The 24,680-nt window shown below is 61.3% G+C and carries 28 protein-coding genes; 27 read left to right on the top strand and 1 reads right to left on the bottom strand.

The window, feature by feature from the left end; all coding sequences use genetic code 11:
* The 26 genes from SDD30_RS15735 to SDD30_RS15610 all read left to right on the top strand — a co-directional run.
* Positions 1–553 (top strand): arsenate reductase/protein-tyrosine-phosphatase family protein (locus tag SDD30_RS15735; protein ID WP_434075886.1); only part of this gene is annotated, 553 nt, incomplete at its 5' end.
* Between the two features lie 83 nt (positions 554–636).
* The gene (gene rpiB, locus SDD30_RS15730; RefSeq protein WP_434075885.1) at positions 637–1,125 is read left to right on the top strand and encodes a ribose 5-phosphate isomerase B; all 489 of its coding nucleotides are present in this window, start codon (positions 637–639) and stop codon (positions 1,123–1,125) included.
* Between the two features lie 20 nt (positions 1,126–1,145).
* A complete protein-coding gene (locus SDD30_RS15725) occupies positions 1,146–1,700 on the top strand; it encodes a TIGR01440 family protein (protein ID WP_434075884.1) in 555 nt (184 codons plus the stop codon).
* A gap of 340 nt (positions 1,701–2,040) precedes the next feature.
* Positions 2,041–3,291, top strand: a complete 1,251-nt coding sequence (gene glyA, locus SDD30_RS15720; RefSeq protein ID WP_434075883.1) for a serine hydroxymethyltransferase — start codon at positions 2,041–2,043, stop codon at positions 3,289–3,291.
* A gap of 17 nt (positions 3,292–3,308) precedes the next feature.
* Positions 3,309–3,716, top strand: a complete 408-nt coding sequence (locus SDD30_RS15715) for a deoxycytidylate deaminase (RefSeq protein ID WP_434075882.1) — start codon at positions 3,309–3,311, stop codon at positions 3,714–3,716.
* 143 nt (positions 3,717–3,859) lie between these two features.
* A complete protein-coding gene (locus SDD30_RS15710; protein ID WP_434075881.1) occupies positions 3,860–4,171 on the top strand; it encodes a MazG-like family protein in 312 nt (103 codons plus the stop codon).
* 97 nt (positions 4,172–4,268) lie between these two features.
* Positions 4,269–5,462, top strand: a complete 1,194-nt coding sequence (gene wecB / locus SDD30_RS15705; protein ID WP_434075880.1) for a non-hydrolyzing UDP-N-acetylglucosamine 2-epimerase — start codon at positions 4,269–4,271, stop codon at positions 5,460–5,462.
* A 100-nt stretch (positions 5,463–5,562) separates the two neighbouring features.
* Positions 5,563–5,841, top strand: a complete 279-nt coding sequence (locus SDD30_RS15700; RefSeq protein WP_434075879.1) for an AtpZ/AtpI family protein — start codon at positions 5,563–5,565, stop codon at positions 5,839–5,841.
* On the top strand, positions 5,807–6,238 hold the full coding sequence (locus tag SDD30_RS15695; protein WP_434075878.1) for a hypothetical protein: 432 nt from the start codon (positions 5,807–5,809) through the stop codon (positions 6,236–6,238). The genes SDD30_RS15700 and SDD30_RS15695 overlap by 35 nt, the downstream gene beginning before the upstream one ends.
* Positions 6,189–6,872 carry a F0F1 ATP synthase subunit A gene (gene atpB, locus SDD30_RS15690; RefSeq protein ID WP_434075877.1) on the top strand — a complete coding sequence of 228 codons (684 nt, stop codon included), beginning with the start codon at positions 6,189–6,191 and terminating at the stop codon, positions 6,870–6,872. The genes SDD30_RS15695 and atpB overlap by 50 nt, the downstream gene beginning before the upstream one ends.
* A 59-nt stretch (positions 6,873–6,931) precedes the next feature.
* Entirely contained in the window at positions 6,932–7,156 is a 225-nt protein-coding gene (atpE, locus tag SDD30_RS15685) for an ATP synthase F0 subunit C (RefSeq protein WP_434075876.1), read from the top strand.
* Between the two features lie 91 nt (positions 7,157–7,247).
* Complete coding sequence (gene atpF / locus SDD30_RS15680; RefSeq protein ID WP_434075875.1) at positions 7,248–7,754, top strand: F0F1 ATP synthase subunit B; 507 nt, start codon at positions 7,248–7,250, stop codon at positions 7,752–7,754.
* Positions 7,751–8,287 carry an ATP synthase F1 subunit delta gene (gene atpH, locus SDD30_RS15675; RefSeq protein ID WP_434075874.1) on the top strand — a complete coding sequence of 179 codons (537 nt, stop codon included), beginning with the start codon at positions 7,751–7,753 and terminating at the stop codon, positions 8,285–8,287. The genes atpF and atpH overlap by 4 nt, the downstream gene beginning before the upstream one ends.
* A gap of 32 nt (positions 8,288–8,319) precedes the next feature.
* Positions 8,320–9,843 (top strand): F0F1 ATP synthase subunit alpha, encoded by a 1,524-nt coding sequence (atpA, locus tag SDD30_RS15670; protein ID WP_434075873.1) that lies wholly within the window; start codon positions 8,320–8,322, stop codon positions 9,841–9,843.
* A gap of 15 nt (positions 9,844–9,858) precedes the next feature.
* The gene (atpG, locus tag SDD30_RS15665; RefSeq protein ID WP_434075872.1) at positions 9,859–10,707 is read left to right on the top strand and encodes an ATP synthase F1 subunit gamma; all 849 of its coding nucleotides are present in this window, start codon (positions 9,859–9,861) and stop codon (positions 10,705–10,707) included.
* Between the two features lie 15 nt (positions 10,708–10,722).
* Positions 10,723–12,111, top strand: a complete 1,389-nt coding sequence (gene atpD / locus SDD30_RS15660; RefSeq protein WP_434075871.1) for a F0F1 ATP synthase subunit beta — start codon at positions 10,723–10,725, stop codon at positions 12,109–12,111.
* Complete coding sequence (locus SDD30_RS15655) at positions 12,112–12,519, top strand: F0F1 ATP synthase subunit epsilon (protein WP_434075870.1); 408 nt, start codon at positions 12,112–12,114, stop codon at positions 12,517–12,519. It begins immediately after the preceding gene.
* A 338-nt stretch (positions 12,520–12,857) separates the two neighbouring features.
* Positions 12,858–13,766: a YwmB family TATA-box binding protein gene (locus SDD30_RS15650; protein ID WP_434075869.1), complete on the top strand. Its 909-nt coding sequence runs from the start codon at positions 12,858–12,860 to the stop codon at positions 13,764–13,766.
* A gap of 79 nt (positions 13,767–13,845) precedes the next feature.
* The gene (murA, locus tag SDD30_RS15645; protein WP_434075868.1) at positions 13,846–15,105 is read left to right on the top strand and encodes a UDP-N-acetylglucosamine 1-carboxyvinyltransferase; all 1,260 of its coding nucleotides are present in this window, start codon (positions 13,846–13,848) and stop codon (positions 15,103–15,105) included.
* Between the two features lie 201 nt (positions 15,106–15,306).
* A complete protein-coding gene (gene spoIID / locus SDD30_RS15640) occupies positions 15,307–16,287 on the top strand; it encodes a stage II sporulation protein D (RefSeq protein WP_434075867.1) in 981 nt (326 codons plus the stop codon).
* 55 nt (positions 16,288–16,342) lie between these two features.
* Positions 16,343–17,107: a peptidoglycan DD-metalloendopeptidase family protein gene (locus tag SDD30_RS15635; RefSeq protein ID WP_434075866.1), complete on the top strand. Its 765-nt coding sequence runs from the start codon at positions 16,343–16,345 to the stop codon at positions 17,105–17,107.
* Between the two features lie 61 nt (positions 17,108–17,168).
* Positions 17,169–17,426, top strand: a complete 258-nt coding sequence (gene spoIIID, locus SDD30_RS15630; protein ID WP_434075865.1) for a sporulation transcriptional regulator SpoIIID — start codon at positions 17,169–17,171, stop codon at positions 17,424–17,426.
* A gap of 76 nt (positions 17,427–17,502) precedes the next feature.
* Entirely contained in the window at positions 17,503–18,534 is a 1,032-nt protein-coding gene (locus SDD30_RS15625) for a rod shape-determining protein (RefSeq protein WP_434075864.1), read from the top strand.
* Positions 18,535–18,741: 207 nt separating this feature from the next.
* Positions 18,742–19,962 (top strand): efflux RND transporter periplasmic adaptor subunit, encoded by a 1,221-nt coding sequence (locus SDD30_RS15620; RefSeq protein WP_434075863.1) that lies wholly within the window; start codon positions 18,742–18,744, stop codon positions 19,960–19,962.
* Complete coding sequence (locus SDD30_RS15615) at positions 19,959–23,111, top strand: efflux RND transporter permease subunit (RefSeq protein WP_434075862.1); 3,153 nt, start codon at positions 19,959–19,961, stop codon at positions 23,109–23,111. Before SDD30_RS15620 ends, SDD30_RS15615 begins: the two co-directional genes overlap by 4 nt.
* Positions 23,112–23,156: 45 nt before the next feature.
* Positions 23,157–23,747 carry a TetR/AcrR family transcriptional regulator gene (locus SDD30_RS15610; protein WP_434075861.1) on the top strand — a complete coding sequence of 197 codons (591 nt, stop codon included), beginning with the start codon at positions 23,157–23,159 and terminating at the stop codon, positions 23,745–23,747.
* A gap of 85 nt (positions 23,748–23,832) precedes the next feature.
* On the opposite strand, the gene SDD30_RS15605 is transcribed toward SDD30_RS15610, so the two are convergent.
* Entirely contained in the window at positions 23,833–24,018 is a 186-nt protein-coding gene (locus SDD30_RS15605; protein WP_109207636.1) for a hypothetical protein, read from the bottom strand.
* A gap of 345 nt (positions 24,019–24,363) precedes the next feature.
* Between SDD30_RS15605 and SDD30_RS15600 the strand changes: the two genes are divergently transcribed.
* Positions 24,364–24,680, top strand: a 317-nt coding sequence (locus SDD30_RS15600; RefSeq protein ID WP_434075860.1) for a hypothetical protein, incomplete at its 3' end; no start/stop codon positions are given.

Raw genomic sequence — 24,680 nt, 5'->3', positions numbered from 1 at the left:
GGAACCGGCTACAGCGGCAGCCGTCCAGGCCCTGGCGGAGATGGGCCTGGATCTCAGCAGCCACCGCGCCCGGCAACTAACGGCGGCCATGGTCCAGGATGCCGATTTGATCCTGACCATGACGGCCGACCATAAAGAGTATATCCTCCGGAACTACCCGGCGGCCGGGAGTAAAACCTTTACCCTCAAGGAGTACGTCCAGGGGCCGGTAGACCCGGCCCTGGCCCGGCGGCGCCTGGAGCTGGCGGGGGAGATAGCCGCCCGGGAGCAGGAATTCACCGCCGCCCACCGCCAGGAGCTGGAGGGATTGTATCGGGAGACAGGCAACCCAGCAGAACGCACCCAGAAGGAAGCCCGGCGCCGGCAGCTGGAGGCCGAACTGGCGGCCGGACTAAAACCCCTCCTGGCAGAACTGGCCCGCCTCCAGGCAGCAGCCGACCGGGATATAGCTGACCCCTTCGGCCGGCCCCTGGAGGGTTACCGGGCTACGGCCCGGGAGCTGCAGCACTTGCTTGGACAGGCCTTGGACAAATTTTCACAAGAGCAAAAATAAGTTTGACAGCGAAGCAGGATTTATGATAACTCTGGCGAATAATTTAAGTAGGATTTAATCTTTCGCTGAGAGGTGAAGTGAAGTTGCGCGTAGCTCTGGGTAGCGATCATGGCGGCTTTCACCTGAAGATGGCGATTAAGGAATACCTGGACCAGCAGGGCATTGCCAACCATGACTTCGGCACTTATAATGCCGAATCCGTCGATTATCCCGATTATGCTCAGAAGGTAGCGGCGGCCGTCGCCGACGACGAATACGATCGCGGCATCCTGTGCTGCGGGACCGGCATCGGCATGTGCATCGCCGCCAACAAGGTGCCCGGCATCCGGGCCGCCCTCTGCCACGACACCTTTTCCGCCCGGGCGGCCCGGGAGCATAATGACGCCAACATCCTCACCCTGGGGGAGCGGGTTATCGGCCCCGGTTTGGCCCTGGATATAGTCGCCACCTGGCTGCAGGCCGGATTCAGCGGCGGCCGCCACGCCCGCCGGGTGGAAAAAATCAGCACCATTGAAAAACAGTACCGGGGTCAGGAAGAGCAGACCCTGCCCTGTTGCCGGGAGCGGGAGTAGGGGATGGGGGGGATCACCATATGGATAACTATCATGACCTGACGGCAACTGTTCAGGCTGCAGCTGAAGAGTTGCTTGCCACGGCCGGCCTGCAACCGGGGCAGATCCTGGTGGCCGGGTGCAGTACCAGTGAGATAATAGGGCAGCGGATCGGCTCCGCCTCCTCCCTGGAGATCGGCCGGGCCGTGGTGGCCGGCCTTCTGGCGGCTACCAACCGGGCCCAGGTCTACCTGGCGGCCCAGTGTTGTGAGCACCTGAACCGGGCCCTGGTCATCGAATCCGGCGCCGCCCGCCTGTATAACCTGCCGGTGGTCACCGTTGTCCCGGCGCCTAAAGCCGGCGGCTCCCTGGCTACAGCCACCTACGCCGCCCTGCACCGGCCCGTGGTGGTGGCCTCCCTCCAGGCCCACGCCGGCCTGGACATTGGTGCCACCCTTATCGGTATGCACCTGCGACCGGTGGCCGTGCCCGTACGCCTGGCCGTCAAGGCCATCGGCGCGGCGCCGGTAACCGCCGCCCGTACCCGGCCGCCTTTAATCGGCGGCGAACGGGCCGTATATCAGCCTCAATCTTAATCTCTCACCTGGGGGCTGACGCCCCCGCCACGAAGAATGAAAATGCGGATAGAGGCAGAGGCCGGCGGGTACAGGCGGAAGGCGACTTGGTTCGAGGCGTCAGCAAACTCAGCGAAGCTGCAGCGAGGCGGCGGTGAACGGGATGGGGATCGTAACGTGACTTCAGGAACGAGAAGTAGCACGCTCCGTCATGATCGATCAAAGGGATAAAGTCCAGCCACCCCCGCCGCCGAGGAAGGCTGAGCGCTAGTTTGCTCGCCGAGAACCACGGAGCCTGGAGCCTGTACCCGCCAGCCCTGCGGGAGTTGGTAGATGTCTATTTACGAAGGAGGCCAAACTAATGAACCTGGAGGCTGTAGCTAAAGTCGACCCCGAAATCGTCGCCGCCGTCAGGGGCGAGCTTAAACGCCAGCGTACCCACCTGGAACTAATCGCCTCAGAAAACTTCGTCAGCCGGGCGGTTATGGAGGCCTATAGCTGCGTCTTAACCAATAAATATGCCGAGGGCTATCCCGGTAAACGCTACTACGGCGGCTGCGAGTGGGCCGACGTCGTCGAGAACCTGGCCCGGGAACGCGCCCAGGCCCTCTTCGGCGCCGACCACGCCAACGTCCAGCCCCATTCCGGCAGCCAGGCCAATACCGCCGTCTACCTGGCCGTTTTACAGCCGGGGGATAAGGCCCTGGGCATGAACCTGGCCCACGGCGGCCACCTGACCCACGGCAGCCCGGTGAGCCTGTCCGGCAAATATTATAACTTCTCCTTTTACGGCGTCGACGCCGCCACCGGCCGCATTGATTATGACGCCGTCGCCCGCATCGCCCGGGTGGAACGGCCCAAACTTATTGTCGCCGGGGCCAGCGCCTACCCGCGGGTTATCGATTTCGCCCGCTTCCGGGAGATCGCCGACGAAGTCGGCGCCCTGTTGATGGTGGATATGGCCCACATCGCCGGGTTGGTAGCCGCCGGTCTCCACCCCAGCCCGGTACCCTACGCCCAGTTCGTCACCACCACCACCCACAAGACCATGCGCGGTCCCCGGGGCGGCATTATCCTGACTACCAAAGAATACGCCCGGGAGATTGACAAGGCCGTCTTCCCCGGCATCCAGGGCGGCCCCCTGATGCACGTCATTGCCGCCAAGGCGGTGGCCTTGAAGGAAGCCATGCTCCCGGCCTTTAAACGCTACCAGCAGCAGATTGTCACCAACGCCCGCACCCTGGCCGAGGCCCTCATGGGCTACGGGTTCAACCTGGTCTCCGGCGGTACCGACAACCACCTGCTCCTCGTCGACTTGCGTAACAAGAATCTCACCGGCCGGGACGCTGAAGATATCCTAGCTTCAGTCCAGATTACCGTCAACAAGAACGCTATCCCCTTTGACCCCCAGAAACCCAGCGTGACCAGCGGCATCCGCCTGGGAACGGCAGCCCTCACCTCCCGGGGCATGGACGCCGGCGCCATGGTCCAGGTGGCCCGGGCCATCGACCTGGCCCTCTCCTACGGCCCCGATGAAAAGAAGCTGGGGGAAGCCCGGGGCCTCGTCGCCGATCTCACCAGTTCTTTCCCCTTGTACCCGGAACTGGATTAAAGCAGGGTGAATTATATATGCGCAAAGACTGGGACGAATACTTCCTGGACATCGCCTTTCAGGTGGCCGGCCGTAGTACCTGCAACCGGCGGGCCGTAGGTGCCGTGGTGGTCAAGGACAAGCGCATCAAGGGTACCGGCTATAACGGCGCCCCCCATGGCCTGCCCCACTGCCTGGATGTTGGCTGCCTCATGGAGGGCGAGCACTGCCTGCGTACTATCCACGCCGAGATCAACGCCCTCCTGGAGTGCTCGCCGGAGGAGCGGCAAGGGGCGACCATGTATGTTACCGATTACCCCTGCGAACGCTGCGCCCTGACCATCGTCCAGGCGGGTATAGCCAGGCTCGTCTATGCCCGGTCCTACCCCGTTGCTTATGATTGGCTCCGGGAAGCCGGCCTGGAGATCGTCCACCTGCCGCGCTAACAGCTAACAGATAATTGACCTGGTAAGAGTGCCCGAAGGATGGCCGGCGGCCATCCTTCTTTCTGCTTTATTGTTACTTTTTATTGTTACTTTTTTTCTGCTATGTTATGGTATAATAGAGGGCGGTCTGAGGGGGGAGAAGTTTGCAGCAGAAGATTATCGCCCTACCCAAACTGGACAACCTGGCGCCAACCATGGAATCGACGGCATTGAAACTCATGGAGGAGGCCGGGGAGCTGGCCCAGGCCATCGGTAAGTTCCGTGGCCTGAGCGGCGAAGAGGTACAGGTAGACGCCGCGGCGGTCCAAGCCGCCATCACCCGCGAACTCCTGGACGTGGCCCAGACGGCCGTTTCTTTAATGTTCGTCCTGGAGGAACAGTACGGCATCGATATCCAGCAGGCCCTGGAGGAACACCTCGCCAAGCTGCGGGCCAAGGGATATTTGAAGTATTAGCTAACATTGCCGGTATTCGTGGCAGGGGCTTGCCCCTATAAGGGGCTCTGCAGAAAAAGACAGCACTTTGTTACTTGATATATTTAATGGAGGTTTAATGGAGGTTTACCAACCCATGCCGCCCTACAAGATACTGACTGTTTTCGGCACCCGGCCCGAGGCCATTAAGATGGCCCCGGTGGTCCAAGAATTAAACCTGCATCCGGAGGAATTCACCTGCCGGGTGGCAGTTACCGCCCAGCACCGGGAGATGCTGGACCAGGTCCTGCGCCTCTTCCACATCCAGCCGGATTACGACCTGGACATCATGCGGCCGCGCCAGACCCTGGAAGAGATTACCACCAGGGCCTTAAACGGCCTGGCCGGGGTCCTTAAAGAGGCTCAACCGGACCTGGTCCTGGTCCACGGCGACACCACCACCACCTTTGTCGCCGCCCTGGCCGCCTTTTACCAGCAGATTCCCGTCGGCCATGTGGAAGCCGGTCTCCGGACCGGCGACCGTTACGCCCCCTTCCCTGAAGAAATGAACCGCCGCCTGGCCGGCGCCCTGACAGACATCCACTTCGCCCCCACAGCCACAGCCCGGGATAATCTCCTCCGGGAAGGTATCGCCCCAGAGCACGTCTACGTCACCGGCAACACGGTCATTGACGCCTTAAAGGCTACCATCCACGACGAGTATCACTTTCAGGCTCACGGCCTGGCAGGGCTGGATTTTGAGCAAAAGCGAGTTATCCTGGTGACGGCCCACCGGCGGGAGAACTGGGGTGAACCCCTGCGGGAGATTTTTACGGCCCTACGGGATCTTATCCACCGGCATCCGGATACGGCCCTGGTTTTTCCCGTGCATTACAATCCCCGGGTACGACAACTGGCCAACGAAATCCTCGACGGCCAGGACCGGGTGTATTTAATCGAGCCCCTGGATTACGAGCCCTTCGTTAACCTCATGAACCGGGCTTATCTGATCCTGACGGATTCTGGCGGCCTGCAGGAAGAAGCCCCGGCCCTGGGCAAGCCCGTCTTGGTCCTGCGGGAGGTCACGGAACGGCCGGAGGCCGTAGCTGCCGGCACGGTACGCCTGGTAGGCACCGCCTACCGGGATATTCTGGCGGCGGCGGATGAACTTCTCACCGACCGGCAAGCTTACTTGCAGATGGCCCACGCTGTCAACCCCTATGGTGACGGCCAGGCCTCCCGGCGCATCCACGCCGGCCTGCGCTATTACTTCGGCCTTACTGTGGCCCGGCCCCAGGAGTTCCAACCACGGGCCAGTAGGACAAAAAATTAAATATTTCACAAGCAGGAATATCGTCGTCAAGGGAGAATATGTTAAGACAGGGAACAGGAAAAAGGAATAAAAAATTCCTCCAGGCAACAACTTAACATCAATGGTCGCCAAAAAAAATAACTACTGGGATTATGCCAGGTATGCCAATATAGCCTTTTCCTTTGGCGTAACCCTGACAACAGGTATCCTCCTGGGGTTTTACGGAGGGAGCTGGCTTGATCGCCGCTGGGGCACTGCGCCCTGGCTGATGCTGGCCGGTATCCTGCTGGGCATCGGGCTGGGGTTTTACAGCATGCTTAACGAACTACGGGTCCTGGAGAGAGAGCGCAAGGGCAGGACGACCGATGCCAGGGAGAGGGATCGGACTAAGCGCCACTGAGAAAATGATGCTGGCCCTGGCCGCCATGGCGGCAATGGCTGCCCTGGCCGGGGGCTATTACTATTTTATTGCCGGCCTGGGGGCAGGTTCCCTGACATCATTCCTGATGCTGCGCTGGCAGGTAGCGGCTGCCCATAACCCGCGCAACCTGGATCCCCTGCGGGCTTTAAATGTTTTAATGTTTCGTTCCCTAGTCAGGACGGGGGTTGCCCTGACCCTCCTGGCCCTATCCGCAGTCCTGCAAGGCCTCGAGACTCTCTTCGGGGTCCTGACCGGCTTGGTCCTCCAGGTCGCGGCCCACATGGGGCAGGCGGCTCTCATCATCCTGAGAAAGGGGGGAAAAAACGTTGGGTCTGCGCGCTCTGGGCGAAATTATGACACACGTCCGCCCGGTTGAAATCTTTCACCTGGGCCCTATTCCTATTTACTCTACCGTCGTTAATACCTGGATTATCATGGCCCTGTTGCTGGCCGGCGTTTTCTTGGCGACCAGGAGAATTAGCTTTATCCCCCGGGGTGTCCAGCATGTCCTGGAGATGCTGCTGGAGTTTTTCTATGGCCTCCTGGAAGAGGCCATGGGTAAAGAGGGGCGGCGGTATTTACCCCTAGTTGCTACCCTCTTTGTCTTTATCTTGAGTCTGAACCTCTCCTGGTTTATCCCGGGCATGAAACCTCCCACCATGGACCTTTCCACGACGGCAGCCTTTGCTGTCACCACCATCATCCTGGTCCAGCTTATTGGCATTCGCAAACTGGGCGTGGGAGGTTATATCCGGCATTTCTTCCAGCCGGCGCCATTCCTTTTTCCTTTAAATGTTATCGAAGAATTGGTAAAGCCCGTCTCCCTTTCCCTCCGTCTCTTCGGCAACCTCTTCGGCGAAGAGATGGTAGTTACAATCCTGTTTCTCATGATACCTTTCCTGTTGCCGACACCCATCATGCTCCTGGGGGTCCTGATGGGCACCATCCAGGCCTTTGTCTTTACCCTGCTGACGGTTACTTATATCGCTAATTTTATCCATGGGCATTAAGCCTTACCTATAATTACACCAAATTATATTAACCATATTTTGCTCAAAGGAGGATAAAAATGAACGCACTAGGTTTTATCGGCGTTGGTCTGGCCATCGGCCTGGCTGCCCTGGGGTCGGCCCTGGGTCAGGGCATTGCTTCCCGGGGGGCATTGGAGGGTATGGCCCGGCAGCCTGAAGCCAGCGGCGACATCCGGACAACCCTGCTCCTGGCCCTGGCTTTCATGGAAGCCCTGACGCTCTTTTCCTTCGTTATTGCCATCCTCATGTGGACCAAGCTCTAAGGAGCCCTTGGCGGGCGAATAGGACGGCGCTAAGCAGTCTTATTCGCCCCTGTCCTATGGGGGTAGGGAAGAGCGAAAGGAGGGTGCGTCTGTGCAGGCGATTTTCCAGGCCCTGAATTTTAACCCCTGGACTTTTTTGTTGCAGGCCCTTAATCTGCTGGTGATTATGGGGTTGCTTTATGTATTTCTTTACAAGCCCATCGGCAAGATTTTGGCCGAGCGCGAAAACCGGATTGAAGGCAGTCTAAATGACGCGGCTGCGGCCAGGGAAAAGGCCGAAAACATCCTGGTCGAGTACCAACAACAACTCCGGGGCGCCCGGCAGGAGGCCCAGATTATCCTGGACCGGGCGGCCCGGATGGCGGAGGAGACGCGGACGGAGATTATCAACCAGGCTCGCACTGAAGCCGAGCGGACCCTGGCCCAGGCCCGGGGCGAGATTGAGGGCGAGAAGACCAAGGCCCTGGCGGCCATCCGCAGCGAAGCCGCCAACCTGGCCGTCCTGGCGGCCGCCAAGGTCCTGGAGCGCTCCCTGACGGCCGATGATCAGGAACGGCTGGCCCGGGAAGCCTTGGCTGAGGTGGAGCGACTGCAATGAGCGAGCAAACCATAGCCCGGCGCTACGCCAGCGCCCTTTTTCATATTGCCCGGGAACAGGGCACGGCCGGTGAACTGGCCGCCGGCCTGGAACGGGTAAGTAACGTCCTGGCTGACGACCGGGATTTCCGGCGCGTTCTCTACCACCAGCTAATTCCAGTCAGGGCCAAGCAAAAATTGGTTGATACCATTTTCCCTGGTCTGGCGCCGGTACTAAAAAACTTCCTGCATCTGGTCCTGGCCCGGGGCCGGGAACGGGCGTTGCCGGAGATGGCCGCCCAGTTCCGCCGCCTGGTGGACCAGGCCGAGCATATCCTGCCCGTGGAGGTAACCTCAGCGACCCCCCTGGGGGAGGATATCCTGGCCGGCTTAAAGGAAAGGCTGGCCGCTACAACCCGGCAGCATATTCGCCTTGCCAACCGGGTCAACCCGGACCTGATTGGCGGGCTGATGATCCGCCTGGGGGACCGCGTCCTGGATGCCAGCCTGAAGAAGAAGCTAGAGCTCCTGGGGGAACACCTGAAAAAGGCTTGATACCGAGCAGGGCAAAGGGGTGAAAAGAAGCATTGAGCATTCGACCCGATGAGATAACCAGTATTCTAAAGAAGCAGATTGAACAATACCAGCTGGAAGTAGAAATGGCCGAGGTGGGCACGGTCACCCAGGTCGGCGACGGCATTGCCCGCATCTACGGCCTGGACCGGGCCATGGCCGGTGAGTTGCTGGCATTTCCCGGCGATATCTACGGAATGGTCTTGAACCTGGAAGAAGATAACGTCGGTGCGGTCATCCTCGGCCCCTATACCCACATTAAAGAGGGCGATCAGGTTAAACGTACCGGGCGCATCGTTGAGGTGCCGGTGGGTGAAGCCCTCATCGGCCGGGTGGTTAACGCCATGGGCCAGCCGGTAGACGGTAAAGGGCCCATCCAGACAAGTAAATTCCGTCCCGTGGAGTCCCCGGCGCCGGGCCTGGTATACCGTCAACCGGTCAATACCCCCCTGCAGACGGGGCTCAAGGCCATTGACTCCATCGTCCCCATCGGCCGGGGCCAGCGGGAACTGATCATCGGCGACCGCCAGACGGGGAAGACGGCCATCGCCGTTGACACCATTATTAACCAGAAGGGCCAGAACGTCATCTGCGTCTATGTGGCCATCGGCCAGAAGGCCTCGACTGTGGCCAACGTCGTCCAACGCTTGGAGGAAACCGGCGCCATGGCCTATACCATCGTCGTTATGGCCACGGCCAGCGAGCCGTCGCCCCTGCTCTACATCGCGCCTTACGCCGGCTGCGCCATGGGCGAGTACTTCATGTACGAACAGCACCGGGACGTTCTTTGCATTTATGATGACCTCTCCAAGCACGCGGCCGCTTACCGGGAGCTCTCCCTGCTCTTGCGCCGGCCGCCGGGACGGGAGGCTTATCCCGGGGACGTTTTTTACCTGCATTCCCGGTTGCTGGAGCGGGCGGCACGCCTGAATGACGAGATGGGCGGCGGCTCCCTGACTGCCCTGCCGATCATCGAGACCCAGGCCGGGGACGTCTCCGCCTACATCCCGACCAACGTTATCTCCATCACCGACGGCCAGATTTTCCTGGAGTCCGACCTCTTCTACGCCGGCCAGCGCCCGGCCATCAACGTCGGTATTTCCGTTTCCCGGGTGGGTGGCGCCGCCCAGATCAAGGCCATGAAGCAGGTAGCCGGCCGCCTGCGCTTAGACCTGGCCCAGTACCGGGAGCTGGCGGCCTTCGCCCAGTTCGGTTCCGACCTGGACAAAGCCACCCAGGCGCGCCTGGCCCGGGGCGAGCGTATGATGGAGATGCTAAAACAGGACCAGTACCAGCCCATGCCCGTTGAAGAACAGGTAGTCGTCCTTTACGCCGCCATTAACGGTTTCCTGGATGACCTGCCGGTGGAGCGGGTCCGGGTTTTTGAAAAAGACTTCCTGCGCTTTCTCCGTAACGAGCGCCCGGAGGTCATGACCGGCATCCGCGAGCAGCGCCAACTGAACGACCAGCTCCAGGAACTGCTGCAAAAGAGCATTGCAGACTTCAAAGGCAGCTTTACCGCTGCCGGGGAAGCATAAAGGTGGTGAGCCGGCATGCCCAGCATGCGTGACCTGAAGCGCCGCATCCGCAGTGTCCAGAGCACCCAGCATATTACCCGGGCCATGAAGATGGTGGCCGCGGCCAAGCTGCGCAAGGCCCAGGCCCAGGTCACGGCAGCCCGGCCCTACGCCGCCAAGCTCGAGGAAGTTGTCGGTCGCCTGGTAGCGGCCGTAGACCCGGAAACCCAGCCCCTGGTCAACCCCCGGGAGCTCAAGCAAGCCGGCTATGTCCTCTTTACCGCCGACCGGGGCCTGGCCGGCGGCTACAACGCCAACCTGATCCGGCTGACGGAAGAACGCCTGCGGCAGGAGGAGCGCCCGGCGGCCCTGGTGGCCGTGGGCCGTAAGGGCCGCGACTTTTTCCGCCGCCGGCCGGTGGAGTTGATCCAGGCCTTCACCGACCTGGGGGACAACCCGGACCTTATCCAGGCCCGGGAACTGGCGCGCCGGCTGGTGGCCCTCTACCTGGAGGGTACCCTGGATGAAATCAACCTGGTCTACACCCGTTTCTATTCAGCCATTCGCCAGGTACCCCAGGTCGATCGCCTGCTGCCCATCACGGTTCCCGAAAAACAGCAGGATGTCGGTGATTATATCTACGAACCCTCGCCGGAAGAGGTACTGCGGCTACTCCTGCCCCGGTATTGCGAGATCAAGGTCTATCGCGCCCTGCTGGAGGCCAAGGCCAGTGAACACGGCGCCCGCATGACGGCCATGGACAGCGCGACCAAGAATGCCGCCGAGATGATTGATAAATTCACCCTATCCTTCAACCGCGCCCGCCAGGCGGCGATCACCAGCGAGATCCTGGAGATTGTGGCCGGGGCCGACGCTCTGAAGTAAAGGAGGGGCTATCCGTTGAACGAAGGACAGGTGGTGCAGGTTATCGGCCCGGTGGTGGACGTGGAATTTGCCAGCGACCGGTTGCCAGACCTGTATAACGCCATTACCATTAAAACCGATAAGGTTAATGTTACCATGGAGGCCATGCAACACTTGGGCAACAACACCGTCCGCTGTGTGGCCCTCTCCACCACTGACGGCCTGCAGCGGGGCATGACCGCCGTCGATACCGGCGGGCCCATCACCGTACCGGTAGGCCCGGCGACCTTGGGCCGGCTCTTTAACGTCCTGGGGGAACCCATCGACAACCAGGGCCCGGTGGATACCCCGGAACGGCTGCCCATTCACCGGCCGGCACCGGCCTTTGAAGAGCAACAGCCCTCTACAGAGGTCCTGGAAACCGGTATCAAGGTTGTTGACCTCCTGGCACCCTATGCCAAGGGTGGCAAGGTCGGCCTCTTCGGCGGCGCCGGGGTCGGCAAGACGGTCCTCATCCAGGAACTCATCCGCAACATCGCTTACGAGCACGGCGGTTTTTCCGTCTTCAGCGGCGTCGGCGAGCGGACCCGTGAGGGTAATGACCTCTACCTGGAAATGAAGGAATCCGGGGTTATCGAAAAGACGGCCCTGGTCTTCGGCCAGATGAACGAACCCCCCGGCGCCCGCCTGCGGGTGGGCCTGACGGGCCTGACCATGGCGGAATACTTCCGGGACGCCCAGGGCCAGGACGTCCTCCTCTTCATTGACAACATCTTTCGCTTCGTCCAGGCCGGTTCCGAGGTTTCCGCCCTCCTGGGCCGCATGCCCTCGGCCGTGGGTTACCAGCCCACCCTGGCGACAGAGATGGGAGCCCTCCAGGAGCGCATCACCTCGACTAAAAAGGGCTCTATTACCTCGGTCCAGGCCATCTACGTCCCGGCCGACGACCTGACGGATCCGGCCCCGGCGACGACCTTCGCCCACCTGGACGCCACCACGGTGCTGTCGCGGCAAATCGCCGAGCTGGGCCTTTACCCGGCGGTGGATCCTCTCGATTCTACCTCCCGTATCCTGGACCCCCGCATCCTGGGGGAGGAACACTACCGGGTCGCTCGGGGCGTGCAGCAGGTGTTGCAGCGTTATAAAGAGCTCCAGGACATCATCGCCATTCTGGGTATGGATGAACTCTCCGAGGACGATAAGCTGACCGTTGCCCGGGCGCGGAAAATCCAGCGCTTCCTTTCCCAGCCTTTCCACGTGGCTGAGGCCTTCACCGGACAACCGGGTGTTTATGTGCCGCTGAAGGAAACCATCCGCGGCTTCAAGGAGATCCTGGAGGGCCGTCACGACGACCTGCCCGAGCAGGCCTTCTATATGGTCGGCACCATCGATGAAGCCGTCAAGAAGGGCCAGGAGTTGATGTAGATGGCCGCCCTCAACCTGGAGATCATCACTCCCGAGCGGGTCGTCCTGCAGGCGGAGGCCGCCAGCGTCACGGCCCCCGGCGTCCAGGGGTACCTGGGCGTCCTGCCGGAACATGCCCCCCTGATTACGACCCTGCAGGCCGGGGTGGTCACCTGCCGCCGGCAGGCAGGCGGGGAGGAAGAAAAACTGGCCGTTTCCGGCGGTTTCCTGGAAGCCGGCCCGGACCGGGTGATTATCCTGGCCGACACGGCGGAAAGGGCGGCAGAGATCGACGTTGACCGGGCCCGCCAGGCCCGGGAGCGGGCCGAACAGCGCCTGCGGGAACGCCCGCCGGGCCTGGACGTCGCCCGGGCCGAAGCCGCCCTGCGGCGGGCCACGGCGCGGCTGCAAGCGGCCGGGGTTTTATAAACAGGAGATGAAGGATACAGGCGGAGGGCGACTTGGTTCGAGGCGTCAGCAAACTCAGTGAAGCCGCAGCGAGGTGGCGGTGAACGGGATGGGGATCGTAACGTTACTTCAGGAACGGGAAGTAGCACGCCCTGCCAGTCATGCTCAAAAAGGTAAAATCATGCCACCCCCGCCGCCGAGCAAGGCTGAGCGCCAAGTTTGCTAGCCGAGAACCAGTGGAGCCCGGAGTCTGTATCCTCCAGCTCCTACGTGGAGTAAAAGCATTTTCACCGGAGTCTATTTACCAGGCCCCCTGGCAAGAATAGGAATAACACTATTCCTGCAAGGGGGCTTTGCCTTTGTTCTGGTCGCGCTTTCATCTTAAAACCACTTATCTCCTTAAATTTAAGGCTGCTGGTCGTAAAGTTACGTTTACCAGCCTTCTGGTGGCCCTGCTCGTTCTCAGCCTGGCCGGGGGCCTGCTGGCCAGCCATCTCTTCCTGCCGCGGGTTGTGCGCAGTCCCCTGGCCGGGGCAACGGTCTCTGCCGGCCAGGCAGGCTCGTCAGGCCAGCCGGCGGCCGGGGATGAAGTGACGCCCCGCCTGCTCTTTACCGCCCTGAGTGCCAGTGGCGCCCGCCTGGAGAGCCTGCACCTGGAAGCCTGGGGCCGCTTGAACACCAGCTTTAGCGACGCCGCCACTATCTCTGACCTGGCCCAACAGGCCTTGACCGGCCTGGGCCTGGACCCGGGAGCCGGTGCCGGCCTTACCCACCAGGATACGGAGAAGTTCCACGGCACTGCCTGGGAAGGGGAACTCCAGCCGGGGGTGAAGCTCTTCCTGTCCGTTCAAAGCCTGGCCGGGTCCGGTGCCGACGGCGAGACCTACCTGCTCCTGGATTTGACAGGTGCACCCCAAAACGGGGAAGGGGAGATGGTCTCCTGGCAGGGGCAGGTCCGGGCGGCCTTCCAGGCCTGGCAGGTGGAACCCCACCTGACCTACGGCCTCATCGGCGTTATCCCCGGCAAGTTGTCGGCAGCGGCAAGACAGCAAAGGGCCAGGGCCGTCCTGGCGGCCCTGGGGGCCCGTAAGGTCGAAGGGGTGGAGGATGACGAACTCCTGAGTATCAGCGCCTACTCCGACCGCCTGCCCCGGGGCCTGGCCGTGGCCGGGCGGGAGGTCAACGTTAATGTCGCCCTGCGTTTCCATGCCACCGACGGGAATACTTATTTACATCTCGGTTCGCCCCTTTTGGGTGGCGAGTATTAAAAGGTATATGTTATAATAGACCTTAAAGGCCTTATCTTATATTGTATTAAAAGATAAAATCCAAAAGGGGCTAGGGAAATTGGAGGCAATAGTTGTTGAGGGCCGGTCGCGGCTGCAGGGACGGGTGACCGTCAGTGGTTCCAAGAATGCCGTCTTGCCGATTATCGCTGCCTGCCTGCTGACGGGCGACGAGTGTTACCTGGAAGATATCCCCCGCCTGGCGGATGTCGATACCATGTGCGGCGTCATTGGCGAAATGGGCGCCCAAGTCTACCCTGATGGAGTTAATAACCTGCACATCAATGCCGGTTCGATTGCAAAGATGGAGCCGCCCTATGAATACGTCCGCCGCATGCGGGCCTCCTTTCTGGTCATGGGTCCCCTCTTGGCCCGCTTCGGCCGGGTGAAGGTCTCCCTGCCCGGAGGGTGCGCCATCGGCGCCCGGCCCATAGACCTGCACCTGAAGGGAATGGCCGCCTTGGGAGCCAGCATTACCGTCAATAAAGGCAACGTTGAGGCGGCAGCCACCGGCCGTCTGAAGGGCGCCCAGGTCTACCTGGATTTCCCCAGCGTTGGGGCGACGGAGAACATCATGATGGCCGCGGCCCTGGCCGAGGGGACGACTACCATTGAGAACGCCGCCGGTGAGCCGGAGATCGTCGACCTGGCCAACTTTATTAATTCCCTGGGCGGCCGGGTTACCGGCGCCGGTACCAGGGTGATCAAGATTGATGGTGTCAAGGAACTCCACGGCAGCCATCACGCCGTGATTCCCGACCGGGTCGAGGCCGGCACCTTTATGATTGCCGCCGCCGCCACCGGTGGCGACGTCCTGGTGGAGAACGTCATCCCTACCCACCTGAAGGCCGTCATGGCCAAATTAACTGAAACCGGCGCCCACCTGGCCGAAGAAGAGGGCGGTATCCGGGTCCAGGCCGACCTGCCCCTGCGGGCGGTGGACATCAAAACCATGCCCTATCCCGGCTTCCCGACGGACATGCAGGCTCAGTTCATGGCCCTGCTGACCACCGCCCGGGGCAGTAGCATGGTCACCGAGACGGTCTTTGAAAACCGTTTCATGCACGTCAACGAACTGAAGCGGATGGGGGCCAGTATAGTCATTGAAGGCCACTGTGCCGTTATCAAAGGCAAAAATAAACTCACCGGCGCCCCCGTAAAGGCCACCGACCTGCGGGCCGGGGCGGCCCTAATCATTGCCGGCCTCATGGCCGAAGGGGAGACGAGCATCTCCTGCGTCCAGCATATCGATCGCGGTTATGAAAACCTGGTTGCCAAGCTCCAGGCCCTGGGCGCCCAGATCCGCAGGGAAGAAAGATAGGGCAGTTAGGCAAGGATGGGAAGAGCCCGGCAGGCAGCCGGGCTCTCACTTTAAGCCAAAACTGGTATGGATGGCAGCCGCAACTTCCTCCATCTTGGCAGCAGTTATTTGGCCTTGCGGGGCGGTCTTTTTTGGGCCAAGCCTTCATATATATGGACATGAAAGGTGGTTAAAGCTACCAGCAGCCGGGGGTGGAGATAAATGCGTAAACTCATGGGGTTCTTCATTATTCTGGTCTTTGCCGCCGTGATCATTACGCCGGTGATGATTATCGAAGGCATCCGCCTGTTCCAGCCGCCCGTCCAGGTCCAGACCGGCAAGCAACTGGTCCGGGTCTACTTTCACCAGACGGGGACTACCAAAATCATGCCCCTGGAGGAGTACGTGGCCGGGGTGGTCGCCGGGGAGATGCCGGCCAACTTTGAGCCGGAGGCTTTGAAGGCCCAGGCCATTGCCGCCCGCACTTATACCCTGAAAAAGATTGCCGCCGCCAAAGACAAACCCGATGCCGCCCATCCGAACGCCGACGTCTGCACCGACCCGGCCCATTGCCAGGCCTGGGCCGGTGATGACGTCCTGCGCCAGCGCTGGGGCCTGATAGGTTACTGGCGCTATAAAAATAAGATCCAGGCGGCCGTCCAGGCCACTCAGGGCATGGTCCTGACCTACCAAGGCCAGCTCATTGACCCCGTCTACCACGCCAACGGCGGCGGCCGTACCGAGAGCGCCGCCGCCGTTTGGGGCCGGGACGTGCCCTACCTCCAGAGCGTACCCTCACCCTGGGATAAAGAGGCGCCCCGCTACAGCGACAGCCGGGCTTTTACCCTGCAGGATCTAGACCGTAAATTGGGCGTCAACCTGGCGGCCGTGCCGGCTGCGGCCCTGAGCCCCTTCGGCGGCAAGGCCATGCAAATCCTGGAAAAGACCCTCACGGGCCGGGTCAAGAGTATCAAGATCGGCGGCAAGACCTTCGCCGCCACCGACCTACGCAAGCTCCTGGGCCTGCCTTCCACCGACTTTACCTGGCAGGTCCAGGGGGAGCAGATCACCTTTCATACCATCGGCTACGGCCACGGCGTCGGCATGAGCCAATACGGCGCCAACGGCATGGCCAAAGAGGGCCAGAACTTCGCCGCCATCCTGGCCCACTACTACCCAGGCACGAAAATCGAACAGAGGTAGTAAGGTATTAAATACCAGTATATGGGGCAGAATCCAGCTGAGGTGATGCAACCAGATGCTGAAGATTTTGGCCTCATGGAAAAAACTGTTACCGACGCGTAACCCCCTGGCCGGTCACCGGTTCCTGAACCCGGCCGATCTGCAGCGGGCCCTGCGACGCCGCGGCCTGTATCTGGTCCTGCTGGCCGTCCTGTTCAGCGGCAGCTACTACCTGGTAACCAATAATGCCGCTTTCCGGGACCACGGCGTCCGGACCTTCCAGACCGCCGGGCCGGCCGGGACGACGGTAGTCCCGGTGCAGCCCCAGCCCCAGGAAACGCCTGCCGGCTCGACTACGGTGCCCCCTGACCTCCAAGGACAACAGGGAGCCCAGGCCGCGCCGGCCACTCAACAACAGGCCGGCCAGGAAGCCAAAGACGCCGGGCAGCCCGTCCTGTCCGCACCGGTGCCGGGGCAAATTACTGCCAGGTACGGCTTTGCCTATGCCCCCGCCTTTGGCGACTACCGCTTCCATAGCGGGGTCGACCTGGCAGCTCCAGCCGGCAGCCAGGTTAAAGCCGCCGGCGCTGGGGTGGTCAAGGAGATCGCCTATAGCGACGCCTGGCGTTACCGCCTGGTAATTGATAACGGCAACGGCTACCAGACGGTCTATGCCAACCTGAACAACATCAAGATAGCCAAGGGGGATAAAGTCCAACCGGGTACCGTCCTGGGTGAACTCGGTGAGCCGGGGACGGCCGAGGCCGGCACCGGAGCCCACCTGCACCTGGAGCTGTTAAAAAACGGCAAGGCCGTGGACCCTGTCCCAGCCATGCGGTAAGTTCTTTTTTCGGCAGCCTGTCAATAAAATTATAACGACTTGAAATTGGGAGGCTGCCCCCATGCAGGATTATATCCGGGAAAGGGTATTGCAGATAGCCGCCCACATCGTAGAGTACCGCTGTACTGTACGCCAGGCGGCTACTGCTTTTAGTGTCAGCAAGAGCACCGTCCATAAGGACGTAGCCGAACGCCTGCCCAAGATCAACCTGGCCCTGGCCCGGGAGGTGCGGGCCGTCCTCAATACCAATAAGGCCGAACGTCACCTGCGCGGCGGGGAGGCCACCCGGAAAAAATATAAAGAAACTCAAGTTTCCTGACGAAACGACAGGAATTCCTTCCTCTACTGGCGAATAAATAACAGCATTGCCATGGGAGAGGAAGGGAATAGCGCATATGTTCGGCTTGAGTCAGGATATAGGCATCGACCTGGGTACGGCCAGCGTCCTGGTCTACCTGCAGGGCAAGGGGATCGTCCTGCGGGAGCCCTCGGTAGTCGCCCTGGACCGGGACAGCGGCCAGATTTTCGCTGTCGGGGAAGAAGCCCGGCGTATGCTGGGCCGGACGCCGGGCAACATCATCGCCCTGCGCCCCCTGCGGGACGGGGTTATCGCCGACTACGACAGCACGGAGAAGATGTTGCGTTACTTTATAGATAAAGCCTGCGGCCGCCAGGGCCTGCTCCGGCCGCGGGTCATGGTCTGTATTCCCTCCGGGGTCACCGGAGTGGAAGAGCGGGCCGTGCGCCAGGCAGCCCTGCAGGCCGGGGCCAAACAGGCCTTTGTCATCGAAGAACCCCTGGCGGCGGCCCTGGGGGCGGGCCTGGATATTGCCGAGCCCAGCGGTTCCATGGTGGTGGATATCGGCGGCGGTACCACCGACATTGCCGTCCTCTCCCTGGGGGGGATCGTCTGCAGCAGTTCCCTGCGGGTGGCCGGGGACAAGCTGGATGAAGCCATCGTCCGCTATATCCGCCGGGAGCATAACCTGATGATCGGCGAACGCAGTGCTGAGGAACTAAAGATAAAAATCGGCACAGTCCACCGCTCCATCGGCGCCGGGGAGAATATAGACATCCGCGGCCGCGACCTGGTAACCGGCCTGCCCAAGACGGTGAACATCACCTCCCAGGAGATCTATACCGCCCTCCAGGAACCAATCCAGCAGATTGTCGGCGCGGTGAAGGAGGTCCTGGAGCAGACGCCGCCGGAACTGGCCGCCGACCTGGTCAACAAGGGGATCGTCATGACCGGCGGCGGTAGCCTGATCCGCGGTGTTGACGTCCTCTTGAGCGAGGAGACAGGCCTGCCGGTCCACATCGCCGACGACCCCATCTCCTGCGTCGCCCTGGGGACCGGCAAAGCCCTGACCATGCTAGGGGTGTTAAAGCAGAGCAATCCTTCGGAGGGCCGGCGCCTGCGCAATTAAAAGGTAGGTAGGGCAGGGGTACCTTTCCCGGCAGGGGAGGTACCCTTTAAAGATGGCCCCAAAAGTTTACTAAAATTAAACCTAAAATTAAACCTAAAATTAAAATAGTAAGCATTGATCCTCCTCCCATGAATATGCTATGATGGAACTTGTTGACCGACCGTCCGGTCAATTTAGGGTGGAGCCTATTTTTGGAGGGGGAAGACCGTGGGTTTTAAACGGGGGAGAATTACTTATCTAATCCTGGCCCTTTTCCTGGTGACCTTCGTAGCCGCAGGTTGCGGCCCAAAACCGCCCAGCCAGGCAGAGAGCCAGAAGGTGCCGGTAGAAGTAGCCAAAGTTGCCCGCGGCACCATCACCCAGCCGGCCCGGGTCACGGGTACGGTCCAGGCCGGCACGACCATTAATGTCACCGCCGCCATGCCGGGCAAACTGAAGGCCGTCCTGGTAAACGTCGGCGACCGGGTCAGCCAGGGCCAGGTTATCGCCCGGCTGGACGACAGCGATGCCGCCGCCCGCCTGGCCCAGGCCCGGGCCGGCCTGGACCAGGCTCGCACCGCCCCGGCCCAGGCTGAAGCCGGGATCAAACAGGCCGAGGCCCGGGTGAAGCAGGCTGAAGCCCAGGCCAGCCTAGATGCCGCCAACCTGCAGCGGACCCAGACCCTTTTCGACCAGGGGGCCGCCTCCCAGCAGCAGCTGGATGCCGCCCGCACGGCCGCTGCTGCCAGCCAGGAGAACCTGGCCGCCGCCCAGGGGGCCCTGGAGGCCGCCCGGGCCGGCCTGGCTGCCTCCCAGGCCGGCATTGCCACCGCCAGTGCCGCCGTGCGCCAGGCCGAGGTCGCCCTGGAGAATACCTACATAAAAGCCCCGGCCGACGGGGTAGTGGCCGCGCGCCTGCTGGAGCCGGGGGAGACGGCCCAGGGGCCGGTAATCACCCTGGTGACCACCGGCAACCTCCAGGTAGAGATCAATGTGACCGAGGAGGATGTCAACTACCTGCGGCCCGGTAACAAGGTCAGCGTGGCAGTGCCGGCAGCGGGGGATAAGACCCTGGCAAGCAGGGTCGCCAGCGTCAGCCCGGCGGCCGACGAGCGTACCCACCTGTATCAAGTAAAAATCGACCTGCCCGCCGCCCCGGCAGAGGTTAAACCGGGGATGGCCGCCACGGTGGTCTTTCCTACCCGTCAGGCAGCCAACGCCCTTCTGGTGCCGAAAAACGCCGTTGTCAACCGCAGCGGCCAGAATGTCGTTTACACAGTGGTTGACGGCAAGGCTGCCGGCAGGGCGGTAACCACCGGCCTGGACGACGGCAAGAACGTCGAGATCCTGAAAGGCCTGGACGATAATGCGGTGATAATCGTTAAGGGTCAGGACTTCGTCAATGAAAACCAGCCGGTGGAAGTAGTGAACGGGGGGCCGCAATCATGAGCTGGTCCCAACTCGTAATCAAGCGCCCGGTGGCCCTGACCATGGCCGTGCTGATAGCCATCCTCCTGGGGATAGTCTCCCTGTCCCGCCTGAAGGTGGACCTGCTGCCCGACCTGAAGCTGCCCTATGCCGCCGTCATCACCACCTATAACGGCGCCGGCCCCGAAGAGGTGGAAAAGACGGTGACCAAACCCCTGGAGGATGTCCTCGGTACCGTCCAGGGGATTAAGAATATCCACTCCCTGAGCATGTCCGGCAGTTCCGTCGTTTTATTGGAGTTCAACTGGGGCCAGGACATGGACTTCGCCACCCTGAACATGCGGGAAAAGATTGATATGGTCGAGAAGTTTTTCCCCGACGGGGTAGATAAACCCATGGTCATGAAGGCGGACCCCAATATGATGCCCGTCATGACCCTGGCCCTCCACGGTAGCCTGGATGAGCAGCGCCTGAAGGATATCGCTGAAAACACCGTCAAGAACCGCCTGGAACGCCTGGATGGGGTGGCGGCGGTGAATATTACCGGCGGGTTGACCCGGGAGATCCAGGTCCTGGTGGACCCGAACCGCCTGCAGGCCTTCGGCCTGGCCATCAACCAGGTGGTCCAGGCCCTGCAGGCGGAGAATATCACCTCCTCCGGCGGCCAGGTGACGGATGCCGGCAAAAAGGTCCTGGTTCGGGTCAACGGGGAATTCAGCAACCTGGACCAGATCCGCCGGGTGGTCCTGACGACCCCCGGCGGGGTTACGGTGCGCCTGGGGGATGTAGCCACCGTTAAGGACACCACCGCCGAACAAACCCACTATACTCTTTACGACGGTAAGCCGGCCATTGGCCTGGCCATCCAAAAACAAACCACCGGCAATACCGTCCTTATCGCCCATGCTGTGAAAAAGACCCTGCAGGAGTTACAAAAGGACCTGCCCCCGGGCGTTATCATCGAGCCGGTGGACGACCAGTCCAAGTACATCGAAGCTGCCATTAACGGGGTCTACCGGGATATGATCCTGGGCGGCCTCCTGGCCATGTTGATTATCTTTATCTTCCTGCGTAACTTCCGCAGTACCATTATCATTGCCCTGACCATACCTATTTCCATTATTACCACCTTCGTCCTGGTCTACTTCAGCCATATGACCCTCAACATGATGACCCTGGGCGGCCTCTCCTTGGGCATCGGCCGTATGGTGGACGACGCTATTGTTATCTTCGACAATATCTACCGCCACCGCCAGGGCGGTGAAGACGCCATGACGGCGGCGGCCGAAGGCTCCCGGGAAGTGACCATGGCCGTGGTGGCCTCCACTCTGACCACGGTGGGCGTCTTCCTGCCCATTGCCTTTGTCGAGGGCATAGCCTCCCAGATCTTCGGGCCCCTGGCCCTGACGGTGACTTGTTCCCTCCTGGCGTCCCTGGCGGTCTCCCTGTCGGTAACCCCGACCCTGGCCTCACGCATCCTGGTGGGAGACCTGCCGCCGGAAGCAACCTCAGCCCGGGGCCTGCGCCAGCACCTGACCACCGGTTACTGGATGACCCGGTTGAGTAACCTTTACAGCCGCTTCCTGGCCTGGTCCCTGGCCCACCGCAAGCAGGTGGTGGCGGCGGTCCTCCTGATTTTTAGCGGCAGCCTGGCCTTGATCCCCTTCCTGGGCTTTGAATTCATGCCCCAGTCCGACGAAGGCACCCTGAAGGTGACCATTGAGCTGCCCCGGGGCACGGAGCTGGCGACGACGGCGGCTATGGCCGACCGGGTGGCGGGGGTGATCCGGCAGCAGCCGGAAGTCCAGAGCCTCTACCAGGATATCGGCCAGGGCGGCGGCCAGAGTTCCCTCCTGGGCGGGGAGACACCGGAGATGGCCAGCATCAACGTCAACCTGGTGCCCCGGAACCGGCGGGACCGGAGCGCCGAGGAGGTAGCGGCGGCCATCCGCCGGGCGACGGCCGGCATCGCCGGGGCGAAGATCACCGTCAGCCCGGCCTCATCCTTCAGCGCCGGGATGACCGGGGCGCCGGTACAGGTGGATATTCACGGCAGCGACCTCCAGGTCCTGCGCGGCCTGGCGGACCAGGTCCAGCAGGTGGTGGCCGCTGTACCCGGCACCGTGGCCGTAGACAGCAGCATTACCCGGGGCCGGCCCCAGGTGGAAGTCCTGGTGGACCGGGAAAAGGCCGCCCGCTATAACCTGGGCGCGGCCCAGGTTGCGGCGTCCGTCTCCACCGCCATCGGCGGCAAGGTCGCCAGCCGCTACCGGGTCGGCGGCGATGAGTACGATATCCGCGTCCAGCTGCCGGCGGCCAATCGCCAAGACCTGAACAGCCTGGCCAACCTGACGGTGCCCTCGCCCCTGGGGGTCCAGGTACCCCTGAAGGAGATTGCCGACTTGAAAACCGATACCACCCCCAGCACCATCAACCGCTACAACCAGGACCGGGTGGCCAGCGTCACGGCCAACCTGGGCAACCGCTCCCTGGGGGAGGTCATGAAGGATATCCGCCGGGGGGTGGCCGGGATTAACCTCCCCGCCGGTTACAGCATCGAGTATACCGGCCAGAACCAGATGATGAACGAGTCCTTCGCCCAGCTGGGCCTGGCCCTGCTCCTGGCCATCGCCCTGGTCTATATGATCATGGCGGCCCAGTTCGAATCTCTGCTCCACCCCTTTGTCATCATGTTCTCCATCCCGGTGGCCATCACCGGGGTCATCCTGGCCCTGCTGGTTACCGGCCGGACCTTCAACGTCGTGGTTTTCATGGGGGTCATCATGCTGGCGGGCATCGTCCTCTCCAACGCCATCGTCCTGGTAGACTACATTAACCTCCTGCGCCGCCGGGGTATGGCCCGGCGGGAGGCCATCCTGGTCGCCGGGGGCAACCGCCTGCGGCCCATCCTGATGACGGCCCTGACCACCATCCTGGCTATGCTGCCCCTGGCCACCGGCATCGGCGAGGGGGCGGAGATGGACGCCGGCCTGGCCACGGCCGTTATCGGCGGCTTGACGGTCTCCACGGTCCTGACCCTCATCCTGGTGCCGGTGCTCTATACCATCTTTGAAGACCTGGGCGGGCGCCTGGGCCGCTTCCGGCGCCTTTCCCGGCGCCGGGAAAAAGCAGCCCCGGCGGGAACCGGAACGGAAACTGCGGCCGGTTAAAGAAGTAATAAAAGAAGTAATAAACAAAAGAGAGAGGGGTAGCGGATGAGCCGGAAAGCGGGGGATAAACGCCAGCAGATACTGGCGGCGGCCACTAAGATTTTTGCCGACCAGGGCTTCCACCAGGCCCGCATCGCCGATATCGCCGCCGCCGCCGGGGTAGGGAAGGGGACCATTTATGAATACTTCCCCGGCAAAAAAGAACTCTTCCAGCAGCTGCTGGTTCATATCTTCACTACCTACCTGGATAATCTGCAAAGGGTGTGCCAGGATGAGAAAAAATTGACGGGCTTCCTCCGGCGCCTGGTCGCTGAAAGCCTGGGCTACTTCCATGTGCATCAGGAAATTGCCAGAATTCTTTTAAACGACCATCCGCCGGTAGATGCCGCCACCCAGCGGCTACTTTGCCAAATCCAGCAGGAAAAACTGCACTGTTTAGGCAAGTGGCTGCAGGCGGCAGTTGACCAAGGCGAGATGCGCCCGGTAAATCCGCACCTGGCGGCCGTGATGGTTACCGGGTGCATCGCCGCCGTAGGGCACCAGCTATTTAATGACCCGGCGTCAACCGACCTGCCGGCCCTGGCTGAGGCGGTTATTGATCTGCTTTTACGGGGCCTTCAGGGGGGTAAAGGATAAGACCAGCAGCGCGACCGTCCAACCGGGGCGGGCCCTAACCAAATAGAAAGGGCGCGGAATAAACTCCCGCGCCCTTTCCCTCCTCCTAGACCACATTTCGCTTGGGAAGCCTGGTCCGGGGCTTGCTCTTCACTTTGCCCAGTTCAAGCTGCTCGTCAATATCCATGAGCCTGACGAGCAAGTGGGGCCGGTCCCTTTCCGGGGCGTAGGCCCACTGTTCCAAAAGCGCCTGGCGTTCGCGGAGGAGATTACGCTGGATGTCCTTGATCATCTTTATTGCCTCCTTTCCGTATTTATAAGTAGTGGGGGAACTGCAGGAAAACTAGCTTCATTTAGGAAATAGTATCTCTCATTTCCCCCGCTCATATTATACCACAACAAGACTTACTTTGTGAATTATAGTTTGATAAAAAATTATAATTATTTACCCTTGCGGTGACAAAAAAACTATAGAGACGGGAAGCCCATACCACTCCTGCTATACAAACCAGGCCGGTTCTGTTATACTAAAAACCGGCTCCAGACAGGACCAGCGGGGAACGCGTAAAAATTTTTACGGACAGGCGGAACCAGAGGTTTAAGAGTTTCGTCTATATATTTTGTGGGGGAAAAACAGATGGCCATGCGTGATCAGTATCAAACCGGGATGTGGGATGGAGGCGCGGCCCGGGCTCAGAAACGCCGCAGTTCCCTGTCCCTCATTGCCGGTTTAATAATCCTGGCGCTAATAACCTTTGCCGCCTTCGCCTACGCCGGCTACAAAGTAGCCGGCCTCTGGCTGACCGGGGGCCTGGCCACCGGTCAGTGGAGGCAGGGCGGCAGCGGCACCGCCGAGGCGGCGCCGGGCAAAGCGGAGACGATCCTTCTCATCGGCATCGACCAGCGCGTACCCAACGAGCCCTCCCGGTCGGATACCATTATGCTGGCTACCCT

Origin of the sequence: Moorella naiadis (nom. illeg.) (genome assembly GCF_051020825.1) — a bacterium.
Taxonomy (GTDB): Bacteria; Bacillota; DSM-521; order Neomoorellales; family Neomoorellaceae; genus Neomoorella; species Neomoorella naiadis.
This window is presented reverse-complemented; position numbering and strand designations above follow the sequence as displayed.

Bases quoted from the DNA above. Each gene is read 5' to 3' on its own strand.
- SDD30_RS15625 (WP_434075864.1), top strand. From the start codon at position 17,503: ATGTTCGGCTTGAGTCAGGATATAGGCATCGACCTGGGTACGGCCAGC.
- SDD30_RS15610 (WP_434075861.1), top strand. From the start codon at position 23,157: ATGAGCCGGAAAGCGGGGGATAAACGCCAGCAGATACTGGCGGCGGCC.
- spoIIID (WP_434075865.1), top strand. From the start codon at position 17,169: ATGCAGGATTATATCCGGGAAAGGGTATTGCAGATAGCCGCCCACATC.
- SDD30_RS15635 (WP_434075866.1), top strand. From the start codon at position 16,343: ATGCTGAAGATTTTGGCCTCATGGAAAAAACTGTTACCGACGCGTAAC.
- spoIID (WP_434075867.1), top strand. From the start codon at position 15,307: ATGCGTAAACTCATGGGGTTCTTCATTATTCTGGTCTTTGCCGCCGTG.
- atpH (WP_434075874.1), top strand. From the start codon at position 7,751: ATGAGCGAGCAAACCATAGCCCGGCGCTACGCCAGCGCCCTTTTTCAT.
- SDD30_RS15615 (WP_434075862.1), top strand. From the start codon at position 19,959: ATGAGCTGGTCCCAACTCGTAATCAAGCGCCCGGTGGCCCTGACCATG.
- atpE (WP_434075876.1), top strand. From the start codon at position 6,932: ATGAACGCACTAGGTTTTATCGGCGTTGGTCTGGCCATCGGCCTGGCT.
- wecB (WP_434075880.1), top strand. From the start codon at position 4,269: ATGGAGGTTTACCAACCCATGCCGCCCTACAAGATACTGACTGTTTTC.
- SDD30_RS15655 (WP_434075870.1), top strand. From the start codon at position 12,112: ATGGCCGCCCTCAACCTGGAGATCATCACTCCCGAGCGGGTCGTCCTG.
- SDD30_RS15725 (WP_434075884.1), top strand. From the start codon at position 1,146: ATGGATAACTATCATGACCTGACGGCAACTGTTCAGGCTGCAGCTGAA.
- SDD30_RS15700 (WP_434075879.1), top strand. From the start codon at position 5,563: ATGGTCGCCAAAAAAAATAACTACTGGGATTATGCCAGGTATGCCAAT.
- SDD30_RS15695 (WP_434075878.1), top strand. From the start codon at position 5,807: ATGCCAGGGAGAGGGATCGGACTAAGCGCCACTGAGAAAATGATGCTG.
- SDD30_RS15715 (WP_434075882.1), top strand. From the start codon at position 3,309: ATGCGCAAAGACTGGGACGAATACTTCCTGGACATCGCCTTTCAGGTG.
- glyA (WP_434075883.1), top strand. From the start codon at position 2,041: ATGAACCTGGAGGCTGTAGCTAAAGTCGACCCCGAAATCGTCGCCGCC.
- SDD30_RS15605 (WP_109207636.1), bottom strand. From the start codon at position 24,018: ATGATCAAGGACATCCAGCGTAATCTCCTCCGCGAACGCCAGGCGCTT.
- atpG (WP_434075872.1), top strand. From the start codon at position 9,859: ATGCCCAGCATGCGTGACCTGAAGCGCCGCATCCGCAGTGTCCAGAGC.